The sequence below is a fragment of the Geodermatophilus sp. SYSU D00867 genome (assembly GCF_054050315.1).
The window spans coordinates 174,500-191,032 of sequence record NZ_JBJGZC010000008.1; the positions used below are offsets into that span (position 1 = coordinate 174,500).

Annotated in this window: 14 protein-coding genes; 6 read left to right on the forward strand and 8 right to left on the reverse strand. The window is 73.6% G+C overall.

Going from position 1 to position 16,533, the window contains the following annotated elements:
• Nucleotides 1-69: 69 nt before the first annotated feature.
• Genes ACI8AK_RS09880 through ACI8AK_RS09905 form a run of 6 tightly spaced genes read right to left on the reverse strand, consistent with a single transcriptional unit; the run spans nt 70 to nt 6,584 of the window.
• Complete coding sequence (locus ACI8AK_RS09880) at nt 70-1,392, reverse strand: DUF4910 domain-containing protein (RefSeq protein ID WP_456956060.1); 1,323 nt, start codon at nt 1,390-1,392, stop codon at nt 70-72.
• Nucleotides 1,389-2,414 carry an NAD-dependent epimerase/dehydratase family protein gene (locus ACI8AK_RS09885; RefSeq protein WP_456956062.1) on the reverse strand — a complete coding sequence of 342 codons (1,026 nt, stop codon included), beginning with the start codon at nt 2,412-2,414 and terminating at the stop codon, nt 1,389-1,391. The genes ACI8AK_RS09880 and ACI8AK_RS09885 overlap by 4 nt, the downstream gene beginning before the upstream one ends.
• Nucleotides 2,414-3,802, reverse strand: a complete 1,389-nt coding sequence (locus tag ACI8AK_RS09890) for a glutamate-1-semialdehyde 2,1-aminomutase (protein ID WP_456956064.1) — start codon at nt 3,800-3,802, stop codon at nt 2,414-2,416. Before ACI8AK_RS09890 ends, ACI8AK_RS09885 begins: the two co-directional genes overlap by 1 nt.
• Nucleotides 3,799-4,449 carry a PIG-L deacetylase family protein gene (locus tag ACI8AK_RS09895; RefSeq protein WP_456956065.1) on the reverse strand — a complete coding sequence of 217 codons (651 nt, stop codon included), beginning with the start codon at nt 4,447-4,449 and terminating at the stop codon, nt 3,799-3,801. Before ACI8AK_RS09895 ends, ACI8AK_RS09890 begins: the two co-directional genes overlap by 4 nt.
• A 39-nt stretch (nt 4,450-4,488) precedes the next feature.
• Entirely contained in the window at nt 4,489-5,334 is an 846-nt protein-coding gene (locus ACI8AK_RS09900) for a sugar phosphate nucleotidyltransferase (protein WP_456956067.1), read from the reverse strand.
• Nucleotides 5,331-6,584 (reverse strand): class I SAM-dependent methyltransferase, encoded by a 1,254-nt coding sequence (locus ACI8AK_RS09905; protein WP_456956069.1) that lies wholly within the window; start codon nt 6,582-6,584, stop codon nt 5,331-5,333. Before ACI8AK_RS09905 ends, ACI8AK_RS09900 begins: the two co-directional genes overlap by 4 nt.
• Before the next feature lie 47 nt (nt 6,585-6,631).
• On the opposite strand from ACI8AK_RS09905, the gene ACI8AK_RS09910 reads away from it, so the two are divergent.
• Nucleotides 6,632-7,219: a dTDP-4-dehydrorhamnose 3,5-epimerase family protein gene (locus ACI8AK_RS09910; protein ID WP_456956071.1), complete on the forward strand. Its 588-nt coding sequence runs from the start codon at nt 6,632-6,634 to the stop codon at nt 7,217-7,219.
• Between the two features lie 13 nt (nt 7,220-7,232).
• Here the strand turns inward: ACI8AK_RS09910 and ACI8AK_RS09915 are convergent, their stop codons facing one another.
• Both ACI8AK_RS09915 and ACI8AK_RS09920 read right to left on the reverse strand, forming a co-directional pair.
• The gene (locus ACI8AK_RS09915; protein WP_456956073.1) at nt 7,233-8,573 is read right to left on the reverse strand and encodes a nucleotide sugar dehydrogenase; all 1,341 of its coding nucleotides are present in this window, start codon (nt 8,571-8,573) and stop codon (nt 7,233-7,235) included.
• Between the two features lie 195 nt (nt 8,574-8,768).
• Entirely contained in the window at nt 8,769-10,058 is a 1,290-nt protein-coding gene (locus ACI8AK_RS09920) for a polysaccharide pyruvyl transferase family protein (protein ID WP_456956075.1), read from the reverse strand.
• 229 nt (nt 10,059-10,287) lie between these two features.
• Here ACI8AK_RS09920 and ACI8AK_RS09925 point away from each other — a divergent pair, with 229 nt between their 5' ends.
• The 5 genes from ACI8AK_RS09925 to ACI8AK_RS09945 all read left to right on the forward strand — a co-directional run bounded on the left by ACI8AK_RS09925 (nt 10,288) and on the right by ACI8AK_RS09945 (nt 16,533).
• The gene (locus tag ACI8AK_RS09925; RefSeq protein ID WP_456956077.1) at nt 10,288-11,304 is read left to right on the forward strand and encodes a glycosyltransferase; all 1,017 of its coding nucleotides are present in this window, start codon (nt 10,288-10,290) and stop codon (nt 11,302-11,304) included.
• A 32-nt stretch (nt 11,305-11,336) separates the two neighbouring features.
• Nucleotides 11,337-12,212: a glycosyltransferase family 2 protein gene (locus tag ACI8AK_RS09930; RefSeq protein WP_456956100.1), complete on the forward strand. Its 876-nt coding sequence runs from the start codon at nt 11,337-11,339 to the stop codon at nt 12,210-12,212.
• A gap of 193 nt (nt 12,213-12,405) precedes the next feature.
• On the forward strand, nt 12,406-13,875 hold the full coding sequence (locus ACI8AK_RS09935) for an oligosaccharide flippase family protein (protein WP_456956079.1): 1,470 nt from the start codon (nt 12,406-12,408) through the stop codon (nt 13,873-13,875).
• 277 nt (nt 13,876-14,152) lie between these two features.
• Nucleotides 14,153-15,220: a glycosyltransferase family 4 protein gene (locus tag ACI8AK_RS09940; RefSeq protein ID WP_456956081.1), complete on the forward strand. Its 1,068-nt coding sequence runs from the start codon at nt 14,153-14,155 to the stop codon at nt 15,218-15,220.
• The gene (locus tag ACI8AK_RS09945; protein WP_456956083.1) at nt 15,217-16,533 is read left to right on the forward strand and encodes a glycosyltransferase family 4 protein; all 1,317 of its coding nucleotides are present in this window, start codon (nt 15,217-15,219) and stop codon (nt 16,531-16,533) included. The genes ACI8AK_RS09940 and ACI8AK_RS09945 overlap by 4 nt, the downstream gene beginning before the upstream one ends.

A 16,533-nucleotide genomic window follows, 5' to 3' on the forward strand; every position in this document is an offset into this window, starting at 1 on the left:
CGGGTGCGGCGCAGGCCCGGCATCCCAGGCTAGACCGCGGCGGGGACACCCGCCGGGGCCGGACCGGGACTACCGGACGGGCGCCAGCAGGCCCGCGGCCCGGAGGTCGGCCGCGGCGCGGCGCAGGCCCGCGAAGTCGGTGCCGGCGACGGAGGCGACGTCGAGCAGCGACGTGGCGCCGTCGGAGTACCCGAGCACCCACAGCATCGCCATGACGGCGTCGGTGGCCTGCTTCCCGCCGGTGCTCGGGTACAGGCCCCGCTTGCCCAGCTGCGGCTCGCCGAAGGGGCTGAGGTTCTCGAAGCAGTCGTCGTTCTCCAGGACGTCGAGGACCTCGAGCACGGCCGCGTAGGACCCGGCCAGCTCCGCCGGCCGCACGAAGGCCAGGTCGTCGGCGGAGGTGTGGTACTCGGGGTACTCACCGTGCGGGGTGCGCGACAGCCGCCCGACGGGCAGGTCGAAGCCGACGGCGTTGTACTGCCGCTCGTCGTACCCGTAGGGCGAGTAGCCGCGCACCTCGCCGCCGTGCCGGGTGACCACGTGCGCGGCGGCGCGGTCGACGGCGCGCGTCCCGCGGCGGGTGCGCTTGTAGACGAGGGGGCCGGGACCGCCCAGGCCGGTGAGGACCAGCCCGTGCCGGATGCGGGGCAGCACGTCGGCGTTGCGGCTGAGCCAGGTGATCGACCCGATCGTGCCGGGGGCGAACAGGAAGCGGTACGTGAGCCGCCGGGAGGGCAGGGCCGCGAGCGTGCGGGCCAGCTCCGTCGCGACGGCGATCCCGGAGAGGTTGTCGTTGGCCAGCGAGGGGTGGCACACGTGCGCGCTGAGCACGACCTCGTCGGGGCTCTCCCCCGGCAGGACCAGCTCGCCCCAGGTCAGCTCCCCCGGCGCCAGGGTCGTGTCGACGACGACGTCGTACGGGCCGTCGTCCATCGCCCGCAACTGGTCGTCGGCGAGGCAGAAGCCCCAGTCCCGGCTGTAGTACGTGGTCCGGTAGGGGATCCACGCCGGGCGGTCGGGCAGCGTGTGCAGGTGGGGGCGGAGCTCGTCGAGCGTCATCGTGGCGCGCACCGGGGCGCTGTAGCTCACCAGGTGCAGGTTGTGCCGGCGGAAGTCGACCACCCGCCGGCCGGACCGGTCGGCGACGTAGGCGTCACGGACGTTCCACTCGTCGGGGACGGTCCAGTCGAACGCCTGCGTGCCCGACGGGACGCCGTGCCGCTGGAGGTCCAGGGACTCCGCGAGGACGTCGAGGGTGGCCCGGACGCCGTCGCCGGTGATGCTGCGGCAGATCGGGTGGAGCCGTCGCATCGCCGCGTGCATGCCCTCCCCCAGCGCGGCGAGGTCCCGCTCGCCGGAGCGGAGGGCGTCCACCTCGTCCGCGAGGGTCACCGCGCCCTCGTGCGGAGCAGGTCGTCGAGCACCCCGGCGGCGCGCAGCCGGTTCACGCGGTGCAGCCGCACGTAGCGCTCGCCGTCGAAGTCCTCGGCGGTCAGGCCGATCCGGCCCATGTCCGCCGCGAGCTCCTCGATGCCGTCGGGCACGGTCCACTGCGGGCGGAAGGTGGGCAGCCGCTCCTTGATCTTGGTGAAGTCGACCCGGTAGTCCCGCCTGTCCGCCCCGGCGCCCTCGGCGAAGGTGACCGGCGCGTCGAAGACCTCGGCGACGGCGGTGGCGACGTCGCGGATCTGCACGACGTCCTCGTCGCGGCCGACGTTGAACGCCTGGTCGTGGACGGCCTCCCGCGGGGCCTCGAGCACCGCGAGGAACGCCTGCGCGATGTCCCGCACGTGCACCAGCGGCCGCCACGGGCTGCCGTCGCTCTGCAGCCGGACCTCGCCCCGGGTGAACGCCGTCCCGGTGAGGTTGTTGACGACGATGTCCGCGCGCAGCCGCGGGGAGGACCCGTAGGCGGTGGCGTTGCGCAGGTGGGTCGGGCTGAAGTCGTCGTCGGCGAGCGCGCTGATCTCCCGCTCGGCGCGCACCTTGCTCTCGCCGTAGGGGGTCACGGGGTTGAACGGGCTGTCCTCGGTGACGGCGCCGTCCCCGGCCGCGCCGTAGAGCGAGCAGGACGAGGAGAACAGGAAGCGCGGCACGCCCGCCGCCTTGGCCGCGCGGGCCATGCGGGCGGCGCCCGCGGCGTTGACGGAGTAGGTCGCCTCCGGGTTGAGGTGCCCCACCGGGTCGTTGGATATCGCCGCGAGGTGCACCACCGCGTCGAGGCCGGTGAGGTCGCCGGGGGTGACGTCGCGGACGTCGCCGGTGCGGGAGGGGTACCCCTGCGGCGGGGTCCCGAAGTCGCAGCCGTCGTACCAGCCGGCGTCGAGGCCCTGCACCTCGTGCCCCGCCTCCTGCAGGAGCGGCACGAGCACCGCCCCGACGTACCCGCGGTCGCCGGTCACCAGGACACGCATCAGAACCCACCCCCGGGTCGTCGGGCCGCCGGTCCGGTCAGCTGCCGGGGAGCGGCGTACCTGCGCAGCGCCGGGGCCACCGGGCGCCCGCGCAGCAGCCCCTCGGTGGACCCGGCGGCGAGCGCCTTGGCGTACACGGTCAGCGACTCGCCGACCGCCTCGACCGTCCGGTCGACGTCGTCGTCGGTGTGCGCGGCCGAGATGACGAACGACTGCCCCAGGACGCCGCGCTGCAGCATCTCCTGGAGGAACAGCGTCCGGAACTCCTGCGAGGGCCGCCCGCCGGCGTCGCGGGTCACGAACACCAGGCACGACGGCCGGCCGACGACGGTGAAGGCGTCCGCGACCCCCAGCGCGGCCGCGGCGGCGTTCGCGCCGTCGGCGAGCCGGCGGCCCTGGCGCTCCATGACGGCCACGACGTCGCGCTGCTCGTACGCCTCGGCCACCGCGAGCCAGGCCGCCAGGCCGGTGGTCTCCGGGCCGTGCGTGGTGGAGAGGAGGAAGGCGCGGGCGGCGCCGGTGCGCAGTCCGCCGAGCTCCATGAGCTCCCGCTTCCCGGCCAGCGCCGACACCGCGAAGCCGTTGCCCAGCGCCTTGCCCCACGTGGACAGGTCCGGGGTGACGCCGTAGACCGCCTGCGCTCCGCCGCGCGACCAGCGCATGCCGGTGATGATCTCGTCGAAGACCAGGACGCACCCGTGGTGGTCGGCCAGGGTGCGCAGGCCCTCCAGAAAACCGGGCGAGGGCTCGGCCGTGCCGGTGGCGGCCTCGAGGAGCACGCAGGCGATCCGGCCGGGGTGCTCGTCGAGCACCCGTCCGAGGGAGCCGAGGTCGTCGTAGTCGAACCCGACGGTGAGGTCCCGCTGGGCGCCCGGGATGCCGGCGTCCATCTCGGTGGTGCCGATGAACCAGTCGTCGGTGGAGAAGAACGGCTGCGTCCGGCACACGGCCACCAGGTCCCGGCCGGTGGCCGCCCGCGCCAGCTTGACCGCCGCCGTCGTCGCGTCCGAGCCGTTCTTGGCGAACTTGACCATGTCGGCGCCCGGCACCTGCGCGAGGAACCGCTCGGCCGCCCGCAGCTCGTGGACCGACGGCCGGCTGAAGCTGACCCCCGCCCGCGCCGCGGCCGTCACGGCCTCGACGACGGGCGGGTAGGCGTGCCCGAGCGTCACCGACCGCAGCCCCATCCCGTACTCGACGTACCGGTTGCCGTCGACGTCCAGCACGTGCGCGCCCTCGCCGGAGGCGATGACCGGCGCCATGCCCTCGGGGTACTGGTCGGAGCCGCGGGCGTAGGTGTGCGCCCCGCCGGGGACGAGCTCGTGCAGGCGCGCCTGCATCGCCGTCGACCGGGCGAAGGACCGGTCGACGCGGGGTGCAGAGGTCATCGTGCGCTCCCCCCGTCGAGGCCGAGCAACAGCTTGTCGCAGACGAAGCCCTCGGCGTAGCGGTTCCGGCTCTCCATCCCGCGCAGCCGCATGACGCCGGTGAACAGCTCGCCGTCCCACCAGTCCCGCCCCGCCTGCGAGGGGAAGCACTCCTGGAGCAGCTCCACCTTGCGGCGCGCGTCGTCGTCGGTCAGGTGCACGTAGACGTCCGGCGAGCGGGAGTCCCCGTCCCACTTCGGGATCTCGTAGTGCAGCACCAGCGCGTCGCGCCAGGCGGTGCGCACGAGCCCGCCCAGGAGGCGGTGGTCCTGGTGGGCGTCGTCGGCGCGGGGCGCCAGGACGACGTCCGGCCGCGCCTCCGCCGCCGCCTCCTCCAGTGCCTCCTTCACCGCGCCCCAGTGGGCCGGCAGCCGCCCGTCGGGGAGGTCGAGCACGCGGACGCCGGCGCCGGGGAAGAACCGGGGCAGGGCCGCCTCGGCCTCCTTCCGGCGGTCGGGGGTGCCAGTCACGACCAGCCCGCTGACGGTCGTCCCGGGCCGGCGCGCGAGTGCCAGGAGGGTGCCGCCGCAGCCGATCTCGACGTCGTCCGGGTGCGCGCCCACGCACAGGACGTCGAGCCGGCCCGTCGGCGGGAGCAGACCGATCACGGGGCGACCGGACCGCGCCGGGGACGCCGGGCGGCCGGGTCAGCGGGTGGCGGCGACACTGGGCTCCCCCACCAGGACGGGCACCACCGGCGGCCCCGGCTCCACGGGACGGTCCCGCCACACGGCCCATGGGCTGATGCCGTTGCGGTACTGCTCCTCCAGCGCCGACCGCTCCTTGAGGGTGTCCATCGGCGCCCAGAAGCCGTCGTAGGGCGTGGCGCACAGCTTCCCGTCGGCCGCGGCGCGCACGAACCCGTCCATCACCAGGTCGTCGCCCTCGTCGAGGTAGTCGAAGATCCCCTGCCGGAGGATGAAGTAGCCCCCGTTGATGCGCATGGACATGTCCGCGACCGGCACCAGCCCGGTCACCCGGTCCTCCCCGGACAGCTGGACGACGTGGAAGGAGTCCTGCGGCTTGACCGCCAGCAGGTTGGCCACGGCGTCCTTGGTCTCGAAGCCGGCGATCAGGTCGTTCATCGGGGCGTCGGTGAGCACGTCGCCGTAGTTGGCGAGGAAGACCTCGTCGCCCTCCAGGTGCGGGCGCACCCGACGCAGCCGCTCACCGATCGCCGTGGAGACACCCGTGTCGATGAAGGTGATCGTCCACTCGCTGATGTCGGTGGCCAGCATCTCCACGTGCCGGCCGCCCTTGGTGAGCACGAAGTCGTTGGAGCTGGTCTCGCGGTAGTCCAGGAAGTAGTCCTTGACCGCGGAGGCGCCGTAGCCCAGGCAGAGGATGAACTCCGTGTGCCCGAAGTGTGCGTAGTAGCGCATCACGTGCCACAGCACCGGACGGCTGCCGATGGGCATCATCGGCTTGGGCAGGGACTCCGGTCCGGTCCGGATCCGCATGCCCAGACCGCCGCAGAAGATGACGACCTTCACGGGGTGCCTCCCTCGGGTGTCCGCAGGACCTCCAGCCGGGGCAGCGCCACGACGAGACGCCCGCCCCAGGAGCGGACGTGGCGCAGCTGCTCGGAGATCTCGTCCCTGAGGTTCCAGGGCATGATCAGGACGTAGTCGGGCCGGGCGTCGTCCAGTCGCTCCGGCGGGTGGATCGGGATGTGCGTCCCCGGCAGGAACCGGCCCTGCTTGAAGGGGTTGCGGTCGACGGCGAACGCGATCAGGTCGGAGCGGACGCCGCAGTGGTTGAGCAGCGTGTTGCCCTTCCCCGGCGCGCCGTAGGCGACCACCGTCTCGCCCCGGCGGGAGCGCTCCACGAGGAACTCGACGAGGTCGTTGCGGACCCGGGCGACCGCCTGCGCGAATCCGGCGTGGCCCTCGAGGGTGTGCAGGCCCGCGGCCTCCTCGGCGGCCAGCACCGCGGCCACGGCGTCGCTGGGCGCGTGCGCCCGCTCTGCCGGCATCGACCAGGTGCGCAGCGAGCCGCCGTGCGTCGGCAGCTCGTCGACGTCGACGACCGTCAGCCCCGCCTCCGCGAGCACCCGCTGGGTGGTCAGGAGCGAGAGGTACGAGTAGTGCTCGTGGTAGATCGTGTCGTACTCGTTGCCCTCGATCAGCCGCGCGAGGTGCGGGATCTCGATGGTGACGGTGCCGCCGTCGGCCACCAGCGCCCGCAGCCCCCTCGCGAAGTCCACGATGTCGGGCACGTGGGCGAAGACGTTGTTCGCCACCACGAGGTCGGCGGCCCCGTGCCGGGCGGCGACGTCGCGGCCGGTCGCCTCGCCGAGGAAGGTCACCTCGGTCGGGACCCCCTTCTCGACCGCCGCCTCGGCGACGTTGGCCGCGGGCTCGATGCCCAGCGCGCGGATCCCCCGCTGGACGACGTGCTGCAGGAGGTAGCCGTCGTTGCTCGCCACCTCGACGACGAACGAGTCCTCGCCCAGGCCCAGCCGCTCGACCGCCTCCTCGACGTAGGCCTTGGCGTGCGCGACCCACGAGTCGCTGTAGGAGGAGAAGTAGGCGTAGTGGCTGAAGATGTCGCCGGCGTCGATGTAGGCGGGGAGCTGGACCAGCAGGCACTGCCCGCACACGCGCACGTGCAGCGGGTAGAACGCCTCGGCGGCGTCGAGCTGGTCGGCGGTCAGGTAGCTCTCGCAGGGCGGGGACATCCCCAGGTCGACGAAGGTGTGCGTGAGCTCGGCCCCGCACAGCCGGCAGCGCGGCGCGCTCACGACCGGGACCTCGACGCCCGGCGGGACCGGTGCCATGCTCGCTGGCCATGCGCTGGGCCCCCACCCGCATCGCCGGCGTCGTCGAGTTCACGCCCGAGCCGCACGCCGACGACCGCGGCTTCTTCAGCCGGACCTTCGACGCCGACGTGGCGCGCGAGGCCGGCATCGACCCCGACGGCTTCGTGCAGGACAGCATGTCCCGCTCGCACCGCGGGGTGGTCCGCGGCCTGCACGTCCGCGTGGGCGACGGCGAGAGCAAGCTGGTGCGCTGCTCCTCGGGCCGCGTCTTCGACGTCGTCGTGGACCTGCGCCCGGGCTCCCCGACGTACCTCGAGTGGCTGTCGGTCGTCCTCGACGGCGACCGGCAGAACTCCGTCTACGTCCCGGCCGGCTGCGCCCACGGGTTCCAGGCGCTGACCGAGCCCGCGGACACCGCGTACCGGATCGACCGGCGTCACGACCCGCGCGAGGACCTCACGATCGCTCACGACGACCCCCGACTGGCTGTCCCATGGCCACTCCCCGTCTCAGTGATGTCCCGGTCGGATGCCACCGCGCTCCCCCTGTCGGAGCTGTCGGCCGCGCTGGGCACCATCCGCGCCCGAGCGCGCGTGAACGGACAGCCGGCGGGCTGAGCGGCTCCACCGGCTACCAGCCCAGACCCACGTACTCGGCGCTGGAGCGCACCTCGCGCAGGCCCGGTGCGTGGACCAGGTCGACCACGACCGTGCCGGCCGGGGCGCGCCCGACGGCGGCGAGGGTGGACTCGTCCTTCGTCGCCACCACCAGGACCTCGCCGTGCTGGGCGACCGTCTCCCGGTCCTCGGCCAGCAGCTCGGCCAGGTGGGGCAGCCGCTCGTCGATGTGGGCCTTGTTCGAGCCGGTCAGCCGGGAGAGGGCCACGTCGCGGTCGTAGATCCGGACGTCGCAGCCCTTCCCGATCAGCCGCTCCGCGAGCTCCACCATCGGGCTCTCGCGCAGGTCGTCGGTGCCGGCCTTGAACGAGAGGCCGAACAGGCCGACCTTGCGCTTCCCGAGCGACAGGACCATGTCCAGCGCCCGCCGCAGGTGGGCCTCGTTGGACGGCAGGATGTTGGCGAGGACGGGCGTCTCCACGTCGTACCGGCGGGCCGTGTGCATGAGGGCGCGGACCTCCTTGGGGAGGCAGGACCCGCCGAAGGCGAACCCCGGTCGGAGGTACGCCGCGCTGAGGTTGAGCTTCGAGTCGGCCAGGAAGACGTCCATCACCTGGTAGGAGTCGAGCCCCAGGGCCGCGCAGATGGCACCGATCTCGTTGCCGAAGTCGACCTTGAGCGCGTGGAAGCAGTTGTCCACGTACTTGACCATCTCGGCGACGCCCAGCGGGACGTGGAACCGCGGCCCCGGGAGCCCCTCGTACAGGTCCATGACGAGCGCGCCTGACCGCTCCTCGGTCTGACCGACGACCGTCTTCGGCGGCTCCAGGAAGTCCCGCACGCTGGACCCCTCGCGGAGGAACTCGGGGTTGACGCACACGCCGAAGTCCGTGCCGGCGCGCTTGCCGGACGACTCCTCGAGCAGCGGGATGAGCAGGTCCTCGCAGGTGCCCGGGAGCATCGTGCTGCGGTACACCACCGTGTGCCAGGTGTCCTTGGTGGCCAGGGCGGTCCCGATCTGGGTGGACACCGCCTCGAGGTAGGCGGTCGAGAGACCTCCGCCCGGTCGCGAGGGTGTGGCGACACAGACCAGCGACACGTCGCTGGCCAGCACGGCGTCCTCGGCGCTCTCGGTGACCGACAGCCGGCCCGACGAGACCCCGTCGGTGACCAGCTCCTGGAGCCCGGTCTCGACGAGCGGGGCGATCCCCCTGCGGAGCAGGTCGAGCTTGCGGCCGTCGATGTCCACACCGACGACGCGGTGACCGCGTGCGGCGAAGCAGGCGGCCGATATGCAGCCGACGTACCCGAGCCCGAAGACACTGATCGCCCGGACGTCCCCGTTGACTCCCACCGCACGTCTCCCTGCGCTCAGCAGACCGGCAACCGCGTCCGCGCAGGTTAGGGAGGACCGAGGGCCAGGGACCCCGAGTTCTCCACGCCGACAGCACTCCCAGGCGCGCCCCCACCCAGGGTGGCAGTGCCGTGACGGCGCTCACGCCGTTCGTCCGCCGGCCACCTGGTCCCCGGCTGTCGAGGGAGGAACGGCTCACCCGGTCCCGACCGGACGGTCCACCAGGGCGAACACGCGCCGATAGGCCTCCTCGCTCGCCCGCACCTGCGCTCTCGCCCGGTCCCTGAGGTGCGCCCGGACCTCGGGCGCCGACCGCCAGGCCTCGGCGACCAGCTCCGCGAGCCGGGAGCGCAGGTCCGCGTCCTCGAGGGATGCGACGGTCAGGCCGACGCCGCCGAAGACCGCCGAGAGCCCGGCGAACTTCGCGTCGTAGTACGGCGAGGAGGTCAGCCCGACGACGGGGATCCCCTGGGACAGGGCGAAGACGGCCAGGTGGTACGCCGCGGTCACGACGACGCGGCAGCGCGAGACCTGCCGCACGACCGGGCGCGCACCGGCATACGGCCCCAGGGGACGGACCACGTCCGGGTAGCCCTCGACGATCGGGAGGGTCGCCCGGCGGTCCTCCCGGTGGTACTCGGAGACGAAGAGCGGCACCAACGGCGCAGCGAGGCGCCCGGCCTCGGATCGGACGGCCGCACGCACGGCGGTGGACGCGAGCTCGGAGACCGGTGAGTACGGGGCGAACCGGAGGCAGATGCCGAGGCCCGATCCCCAGTCGTCGCGGGCCTCCTCGAGTCCCAGGACGACGGCGTCGTCCCCCGTCACCGCCACCCGCTCCGCGTCCACGCCCAGGTCCCCGAGCAGCCGGGGTCCCAGCAGGGGCTCGCGCAGACCGAACAGAGCGACCGTCGGGAGCACAGCCCGCGCCCGTTCGACGAGGTGCGCGTCCTCCAGCGGGCCGAGACCCTGACCCAGCATCGCGGTGGGGATCCCCCGGTCCGCCGCACGTTCCAGGAGGGCCAGCGTCCGAGTGGTCTGGTCCGGGTCGACGTCGGTCATGTAGCCGCCGCCGAACGCGAGCACCAGCGAGCTGCCCTCGAGGGCCTGGGGGACCCAGTCACCGGCCCGCGGCCCAGCCGGGACGCCGATCGCCGGGATCCGCGAGGCGATCCGGTGCCGCCAGACCCGGGACTGTTCTCGGGCACGGAGCCGGGCCGTGTCGAGTGGCCCGACCAGTCGGGCGTCGAGGCGGACGGCGCTGCGGGGGCGGGCCGGCCACCCCGCTGGTCCGTGCGCGGGGACGGGTTCTGCAGACGGGGCGATGCTGCGCAGCAGCCAGGGTGCAGCGGTCAGCACCCCGATCCGCGCATCGGGCCAGTGGCGTCGGAGGCGCCCGAGCCCGACTTCCAGGATCGCCAGGTCGCCCTTGTTGGCGAGCCAGTACTCGCCGTTCTGGACGAGGACGCGGATAGGACGCGCCATGTACTGCCCCTCTTCTCGGCGAGACAGCCGTCCCCTGCTCGACCATCCACGGAAACGGCGTGTGCCCGGACCCCGGCAGCGGACCGGTTCCATCTCACCACGAAGCGCGGTAGAACACGCCCCACGCGACCGGGGGCCCGGGGTCCCGGTCGGGCACCGTGGGACTGGCGGCGGGGGTGCTGTCCGAGCGCACGCGCCCCCGAGTGACACAGCGAGGGGAGGTCTCCGCGTGGAGGGTGTCCCCACGTTCAGCTTCCTGACGACCGCGTACCGCAGCGAGGACACCCTCCCGGACACGATCGCCTCGGTCCTGGCCCAGACCCGGGGGGACTGGGAGCTGATCGTGGTCGACAACGGCCCGTCGGACGCCGTCGCCGACGTGGTGACCCCCCACCTCGCGGACCCGAGGGTCCGCCTGGTCCGCCAGCAGAACAGCGGTCCGGTCGGCGGGGTCATGGCGGCGGCGGACGTGGCCACGGGCCGCTACGTGGTCGTGCTCAACTCCGACGACCGGGTCCTCCCCGACTTCTGCGACGTCACCGGGCGCTTCCTCGCCGCGAACCCCGGGGTCGCCGCCGTGACGTGCGACGCCTACGTCCTGGAGCCCCCCGGGACGCGGGTCAGCAGGAGGAGCTACCTCCGGGGCGCCGGGATGCGACGGCGACCGGACCCCGGTCGCCCGCTGGTCCTGCGGGAGGTCATCGGCGGCCCGTGTCCCTACTACACCGCGCCGGTCGCGCGAGCGGTGTGGGACGCGGTCGGCGGCCTGCGGACGGACACCCCGAAGGTGGACGACCTCGACTTCTGGCTGCGCGTGGTCTCCGCCGGACACGACGTCCGGGTCATCCCCGATCGTCTGGCCGTCTTCCGGGTGGAGAGCGGCTCGGTGAGCAGGCCGCAGGACCCGGCCGCCCGGGACGAGCTGGACTCGCAGCTCCTGCGGGCGCTGCGCCGGGCGGCGGAGGCCACCGGGGACCCCGCCGACCTGGCCGCCTTCCGCCGGGTGCACCGGCACATCGGATACCTGAGGGCCCTGAGGCTCGCGCGCGCCGCACTGGCCGCCGGGAACGTGGCGGAGGCCCGCCGGGAGTGCCGGCGCGCCCTCGGACTCGGCAGGACACCGCGGGCCGCCGCGATGGTGGCGGCCCTCTCCCTCGCCCCCCGGCTGTCGGTCCGCGGACTCCTCCTGAAACGTGCCGTGCAGGCCTCGCTCCAGGACGCCAGCTCGAGGAGGAGCTCCCGGTGACGGATGCCGGCCGACGCAGCGGGGTCCCGTCGATGTCGGCCAGTGACGTCACGGTGGTCGTCCCCGTCTACGACCGGCGCCAGGAGCTCCAGCGGGCGTTGGCCAGCGTCCTCGCCCAGTCGCGCCGGCCCGCCGCGATCGTCGTCGTCGACGACGGGAGCAGCGACGGCAGTGGCGTGGTGGCGCGCCGACTCGGCGCGGACGTGATCAGGCAGGACAACGCGGGCAGCAGCGCCGCCCGGAACCGGGGGTTGGCGAGTGCGGGGACGAGCTGGGTGGCCTTCCTGGACTCCGACGACGAGTGGCATGCGGACCACCTGGCGACACTGGTCGACGCCGCCGACGCGCGAGGTGGGGTGCTGCTGTCGACCGGGGCGCGCACCGACTCCGGGCAGCTCATGGGGTCTCTCCGGTCCACTCCCCTCCGGCTCAGCAGCGAGGCGGACCTGTTCTGGCCCTGGAACCCGGTCGTCACCAGCGCCACCATGGTCGACCGGGCAGCCGCACTCCGGGTCGGGGGCTTCGACCCCACCCGACGGCACGGCGAGGACCTCCAGCTCTGGAAGCGCCTGATCGATCGGGGGTTCGGCTGGTCACTCCCCGAGATCACCGTGGACTACCACGCCCATCCCGGCCAGGTGAGCGCCGACCTCGCCGAGATGAGGCGGGACTTGCTGTCCCTGTTGCGCGAGGAACGCGTCGCGAGGTCGGTGCGGCGCAAGGTGCGCAGCCGCGAGGAGTGGCACGCCTTCAGGTCGAAGATGCGTTCACGCGAGGTCGCGCTCGCGGACGTGCTGCGCGCCTGTTCCCGGGTGTACCCGCCCGCCATCGTCGACCTGATGGCGCACCGGAGGTCGGCGCTGGACCGGCAGGCTCAGTACGAGCGGACGCAGGAGGGTCCGGGGTGACGGCGAATCCGGGGCCGGGAGGACACCGTGGGAGCGGAGGAGCAGGCACTCTTCGCTGCCGACCCGGGCACTCGTCCCACCCTGCCGGCGTCATGAGCCGTCGCCGGCCGATCCGGGCGTCGGCGTGCTGAGGCGCTCGCCGAGGCCGGGTACGGCGGACCAGCCGTCCGGCGGCCTGCCGAGCCTGGCGCCGGTGCTGCGACGAGGGGCGGTCATCTCCGCGGTGTCCCTGGGCTTCGTGCAGGTGGTGACCTTCGTGCAGACCCTCGCGCTGGCCCGGATCCTCACGCCGGCCGAGGTCGGCGTCTACTACTCGGGCACGGTCCTCACGACACTGGTCCTCACCGTCTCCGAGGGAGGCCTGCGCAACGCCCTGGTGCAGCGCCAGAGGGACGTCGAGGTCGCCGCGAACACCGTGTTCTGGGCGGGCCTCGGCGCTGGGTTCGTGTGGGCACTGCTCGCGCTCGCGGCCGCCCCCCTGATCTCGCTGGTGTTCGACAGCCCGACCGCCGGACTCGTCGGCGCGGTGTCCGCGGGATCGCTCGTCCTGTACGCGCTCACCTACGTGCCGGACTCGCTCCTGCAGCGACGCTTCGACTTCAGGCAACGGATGCTGGTGCAACCGAGCGTCACGGTGACGTTCGCGGCCGGGTCGGTCGTCCTGTGCTCGCTCGGCATGGGGGTGTGGGGGCTGGTGGTGGCCTCCTACGCGTCGCTGCTCGTGTGGATCGCCATCAGCTGGGCGCTCGCCCGCTGGCGGCCGCGCCGCGGCCAGGCGTCCGTCGCGGTGTGGCGCGAGATGACCCGTTTCGGGCTCCCCCTCGTCCTCGGCGCCCTCCTGGACCGGGCCAAGGAGACCATCGACACGATCGTGGTGGGCCGGGCCTTCGACTCCGCCACCGTGGGGAACTACCGGTACGGACGCCGGCTCGGGATGCTGCCGGGGACGGTGATCATCGAGATCGGCTCCTACGTCCTCTTCCCCGCCTTCGCCCGCGCGGCGGCCGACCCCCCGCGGTTCAGGGCGGCCTTCCTCCGGGCCATCCGCGCCCTGTGGTTCGCCTCGATGCCCGTCGCGGGGATGCTGATCGTCCTCGGCCCGGCGGTGACCGTCATCCTGCTCGGCCCGCGCTGGCAGGGCGCCGGCGTGCTGTTCGCAGCGCTCGCGGGCTCCGGCCCCGGGGTGGCGATGGCCTCGGTGGGATTCGAGACCATCAAGGGGCACGGCAGGACGTCGCTGCTGAACCGGGTCAACGCCGCCGCGCTGGTCATCGGCCTGGGGACGTTGTTCGCTGGCCTCCCCCTCGGCCTGGTCGGCGTGGGTCTGTCGCTGTCCGCCGCGTCGCTCTCGGCAGGGGCTCTCGCGCTGTGGCTCGCGCGGGGTGTCGTCGAGGTCCCCGGGCGGGCCCTGACCAGGATCCTGCTCCCGCCGCTCATCGCGGCCGCCGTCTCGACGTCGCTCTGGTGGGCGGTCGAGCACCTGCTCGGCCGGTCGGAGCACCGCGGGACCGCGCTGGGACTGGGGGTGCTGGCGCTCGAGGGGCTGGGGTTGCTCGCCACCTACCTCCTCGTCCTGCGTGCCGTGGCGCCGAGCTGGCTCCGCGAGCTCAGGCAGGCCGTGTTCCCCCGGACCGCTGCAGGTCCCGAGCGGGGTGGTGACTGACCGGCAGCGGCGCGGGCCGTCGGCACAGGGCCGATCCCGGGGGCGACCGACGTCTCCGCCCGCGTCGCGGAGGCTCCACCCGCCGCTCCCATCGAACTATGCTCGCCGCCCTGTCGGCCCGAGGTGGCCCGCCGGCCTGCAGACCTCCGGAGAGAACGGGGATGACTGCTCCATGCTGTCCCACCAGTTCCCCGCCCCGGCCGCTGGAGCCGTGGGGGTGGGTCATCGGTCCGGCCGGGTCCTCTGGGTCTCCACCAGCCGGTCGACGCAGGGCGGCGTGGCGACGTACGTCCGCAACGTGGAGGCGACCGACCTCTGGCAGCGCTGGGGAGTGCGGCACATCTCGACCCACGGCGACGGGTCGAAGCTGCGCAAGGTGGCGCTGTTCGTCCGCGGAGCCACCCGGCTGGCCGTGGAGCTGCTGAGCCGGCCGGACCTGGTGCACGTCCACGCCTCTGCGCGCGGCAGCCTCTTCAGGAAGGCGGTCGTCGTCCGCCTGTGCCGTCTCGCCCGCGTCCCGGTCGTCACCCACGTGCACGACGGCACGTTCGAGGAGTTCTACCGGGCGCTGGGGAAGCCGGCCCAGCACGTCGTCCGCAAGACCCTCGAGTACAGCGACGTCGTCATCGCCCTGGGCCCGCGCTGGGCCGAGAGGCTCCGGGCGCTCTTCCCCGGCCTGGACGTCCGGGCCCTCCCGAACGGGGTGTCCCGGCGCAGTCCGCAGCCGGTCGACCAGCCCGAGGAAGGGGTGCACGTCGTGTTCCTCGGGCTGGTCGGGGAGCTGAAGGGGACCTTCGACCTCCTGACGGCGTGGGGGTCGCTCCGGTGGCCGGAGGCCGCGGCGCCTCCCCGTCTGACCATCGCGGGGAACGGGGACGTCGACCGTGCGCGGGCGGTGCGGGACACCCTCCCGAACGGCGCCGGCGTCGAGGTCCTCGACTGGCTGGAGCCGGCTGCCGTGGAGGCCCTGCTCGACTCGGCGCACGTGCTCGTCCTGCCCTCGACCCACGAGGGCCAGCCGATGTCGGTCCTCGAGGCCATGGCGCGCGGGCTGTGCATCGTCGCGTCGGACGTCGGCGGCATCCCCGACCTGGTGGAGGACGGCTCGACCGCGATCCTCCTGCCGCCGCGGGACCCCGCGCGACTGGCGGCCACCCTGCAACGGGTGATCGAGGACGCCGGTCTGCGTCGCAGGCTGGGGGCCGCCGCCTGGCGGAGGTCGGCCGCGTTCGACCTCAACGTGCTGGCGGACCGGCTGGACGAGGTCTACCTCGCGGTGCTCGCCCCGGGGCGGGGTGCCCGGCACCGGGTGCGGACGGGACACGGTCCCCGGGTCACCCGATGAGGCGCTGGCGTCCCGGCCGGCCGGTGCGGCAGCTCCCGGGGACGACCGGGGACGCCGGGACACCGGCCTCCGCCCTCGACCCCGTCGGCGAGGCGCCGGGACCGCGGCAGGGCCACGTCCTGATCGTCGTGGAGAACCTGCCGGTTCCCCTCGACCGCCGGGTGTGGCAGGAGAGCCGGGCCCTGCGCGACGCCGGCTACCGGGTCACCGTGATCTGCCCGATGGGCAGCCGCGACCACCGGGAGCCGCGGGTGGTCGAGGAGGGGATCACGATCCTCCGGTACCCCTTGCGTGCGGCCACCGGTGGCCCGTCGGGCTACGTCCGCGAGTACGCCGCTGCGCTGTGGCACACCGCCAGGCTCACCCGGCACGTCTGGGCGACGGCACGGATCGACGTCGTCCAGGTCTGCAACCCCCCGGACCTCCTCTTCCTGGCGGTCCTGCCGCTGAAGCTCAGGGGGGTCACCTTCGTCTTCGACCACCACGACCTCGTGCCGGAGCTCGCCGAGTCCCGGTTCGGCGGCCGTGCCCGGTGGCTGAGGAGGGCCCTCCTCGCCGCCGAGCGGTGGACCTTCGCCCGCGCGGACGCCGTCATCTCCACGAACGAGAGCTACCGGCGGGTCGCCCTCGAGCGCGGAGGGAAGCGGCCGCACGAGGTGGTGGTGGTGCGCAGCGCACCGGACCTGGGGCACTTCCACCGGAGGCAGCCGATGCCGGAGCTCGCCCTGGGGCGCCGGTACCTCGCCGTCTACGTGGGGGTGATGGGTCCCCAGGACGGCGTCGACCACGCCCTCCGCGCCCTCGCCCACTACCACCACGACCTCGGTCGGACCGACCTCCAGACGGTCTTCATGGGCAGCGGGGACGCGACCGAGGACATGATCCGGTTCTCGAGGGAGCTGGGGATCAGCGAGTACACGACGTTCACCGGGCGGGTCCCCGATGATTTCCTGCAGTCGGCGTTGTCGACGGCCGACGTCGCCCTCTCCCCCGACCCGCTGAACCCCCTGAACGACGTGTCCACCATGAACAAGGTCGTCGAGTACATGGCGATCGGCATCCCGATCGTCTCCTTCGACCTCACGGAGGCCAGGGTCTCGGCCGGGGACGCGGCCACGTACGTGCCCGCCAACGACGTCGCCGCCTTCGCCCGGGCGATCCGGGACCTCCTGGACGATCCCGCGCGCCGGGCCGCGATGGCCGAGGTCGGCCGGGAACGGGTCGCCGACGAGTTGTCCTGGGAGGTCTCCCGGCGCAACCTCGTCGGCCTCTACCGGGGGTTGGTGAGCCCCGTGTGCCCGGAGCGGACCTAG

Coding starts and splice junctions, on each gene's coding strand:
- ACI8AK_RS09885 (WP_456956062.1), bottom strand. CDS start 2,414: ATGCGTGTCCTGGTGACCGGCGACCGCGGGTACGTCGGGGCGGTGCTC.
- ACI8AK_RS09890 (WP_456956064.1), bottom strand. CDS start 3,802: ATGACCTCTGCACCCCGCGTCGACCGGTCCTTCGCCCGGTCGACGGCG.
- ACI8AK_RS09910 (WP_456956071.1), top strand. CDS start 6,632: ATGCGCTGGGCCCCCACCCGCATCGCCGGCGTCGTCGAGTTCACGCCC.
- ACI8AK_RS09920 (WP_456956075.1), bottom strand. CDS start 10,058: ATGGCGCGTCCTATCCGCGTCCTCGTCCAGAACGGCGAGTACTGGCTC.
- ACI8AK_RS09930 (WP_456956100.1), top strand. CDS start 11,337: ATGTCGGCCAGTGACGTCACGGTGGTCGTCCCCGTCTACGACCGGCGC.
- ACI8AK_RS09945 (WP_456956083.1), top strand. CDS start 15,217: ATGAGGCGCTGGCGTCCCGGCCGGCCGGTGCGGCAGCTCCCGGGGACG.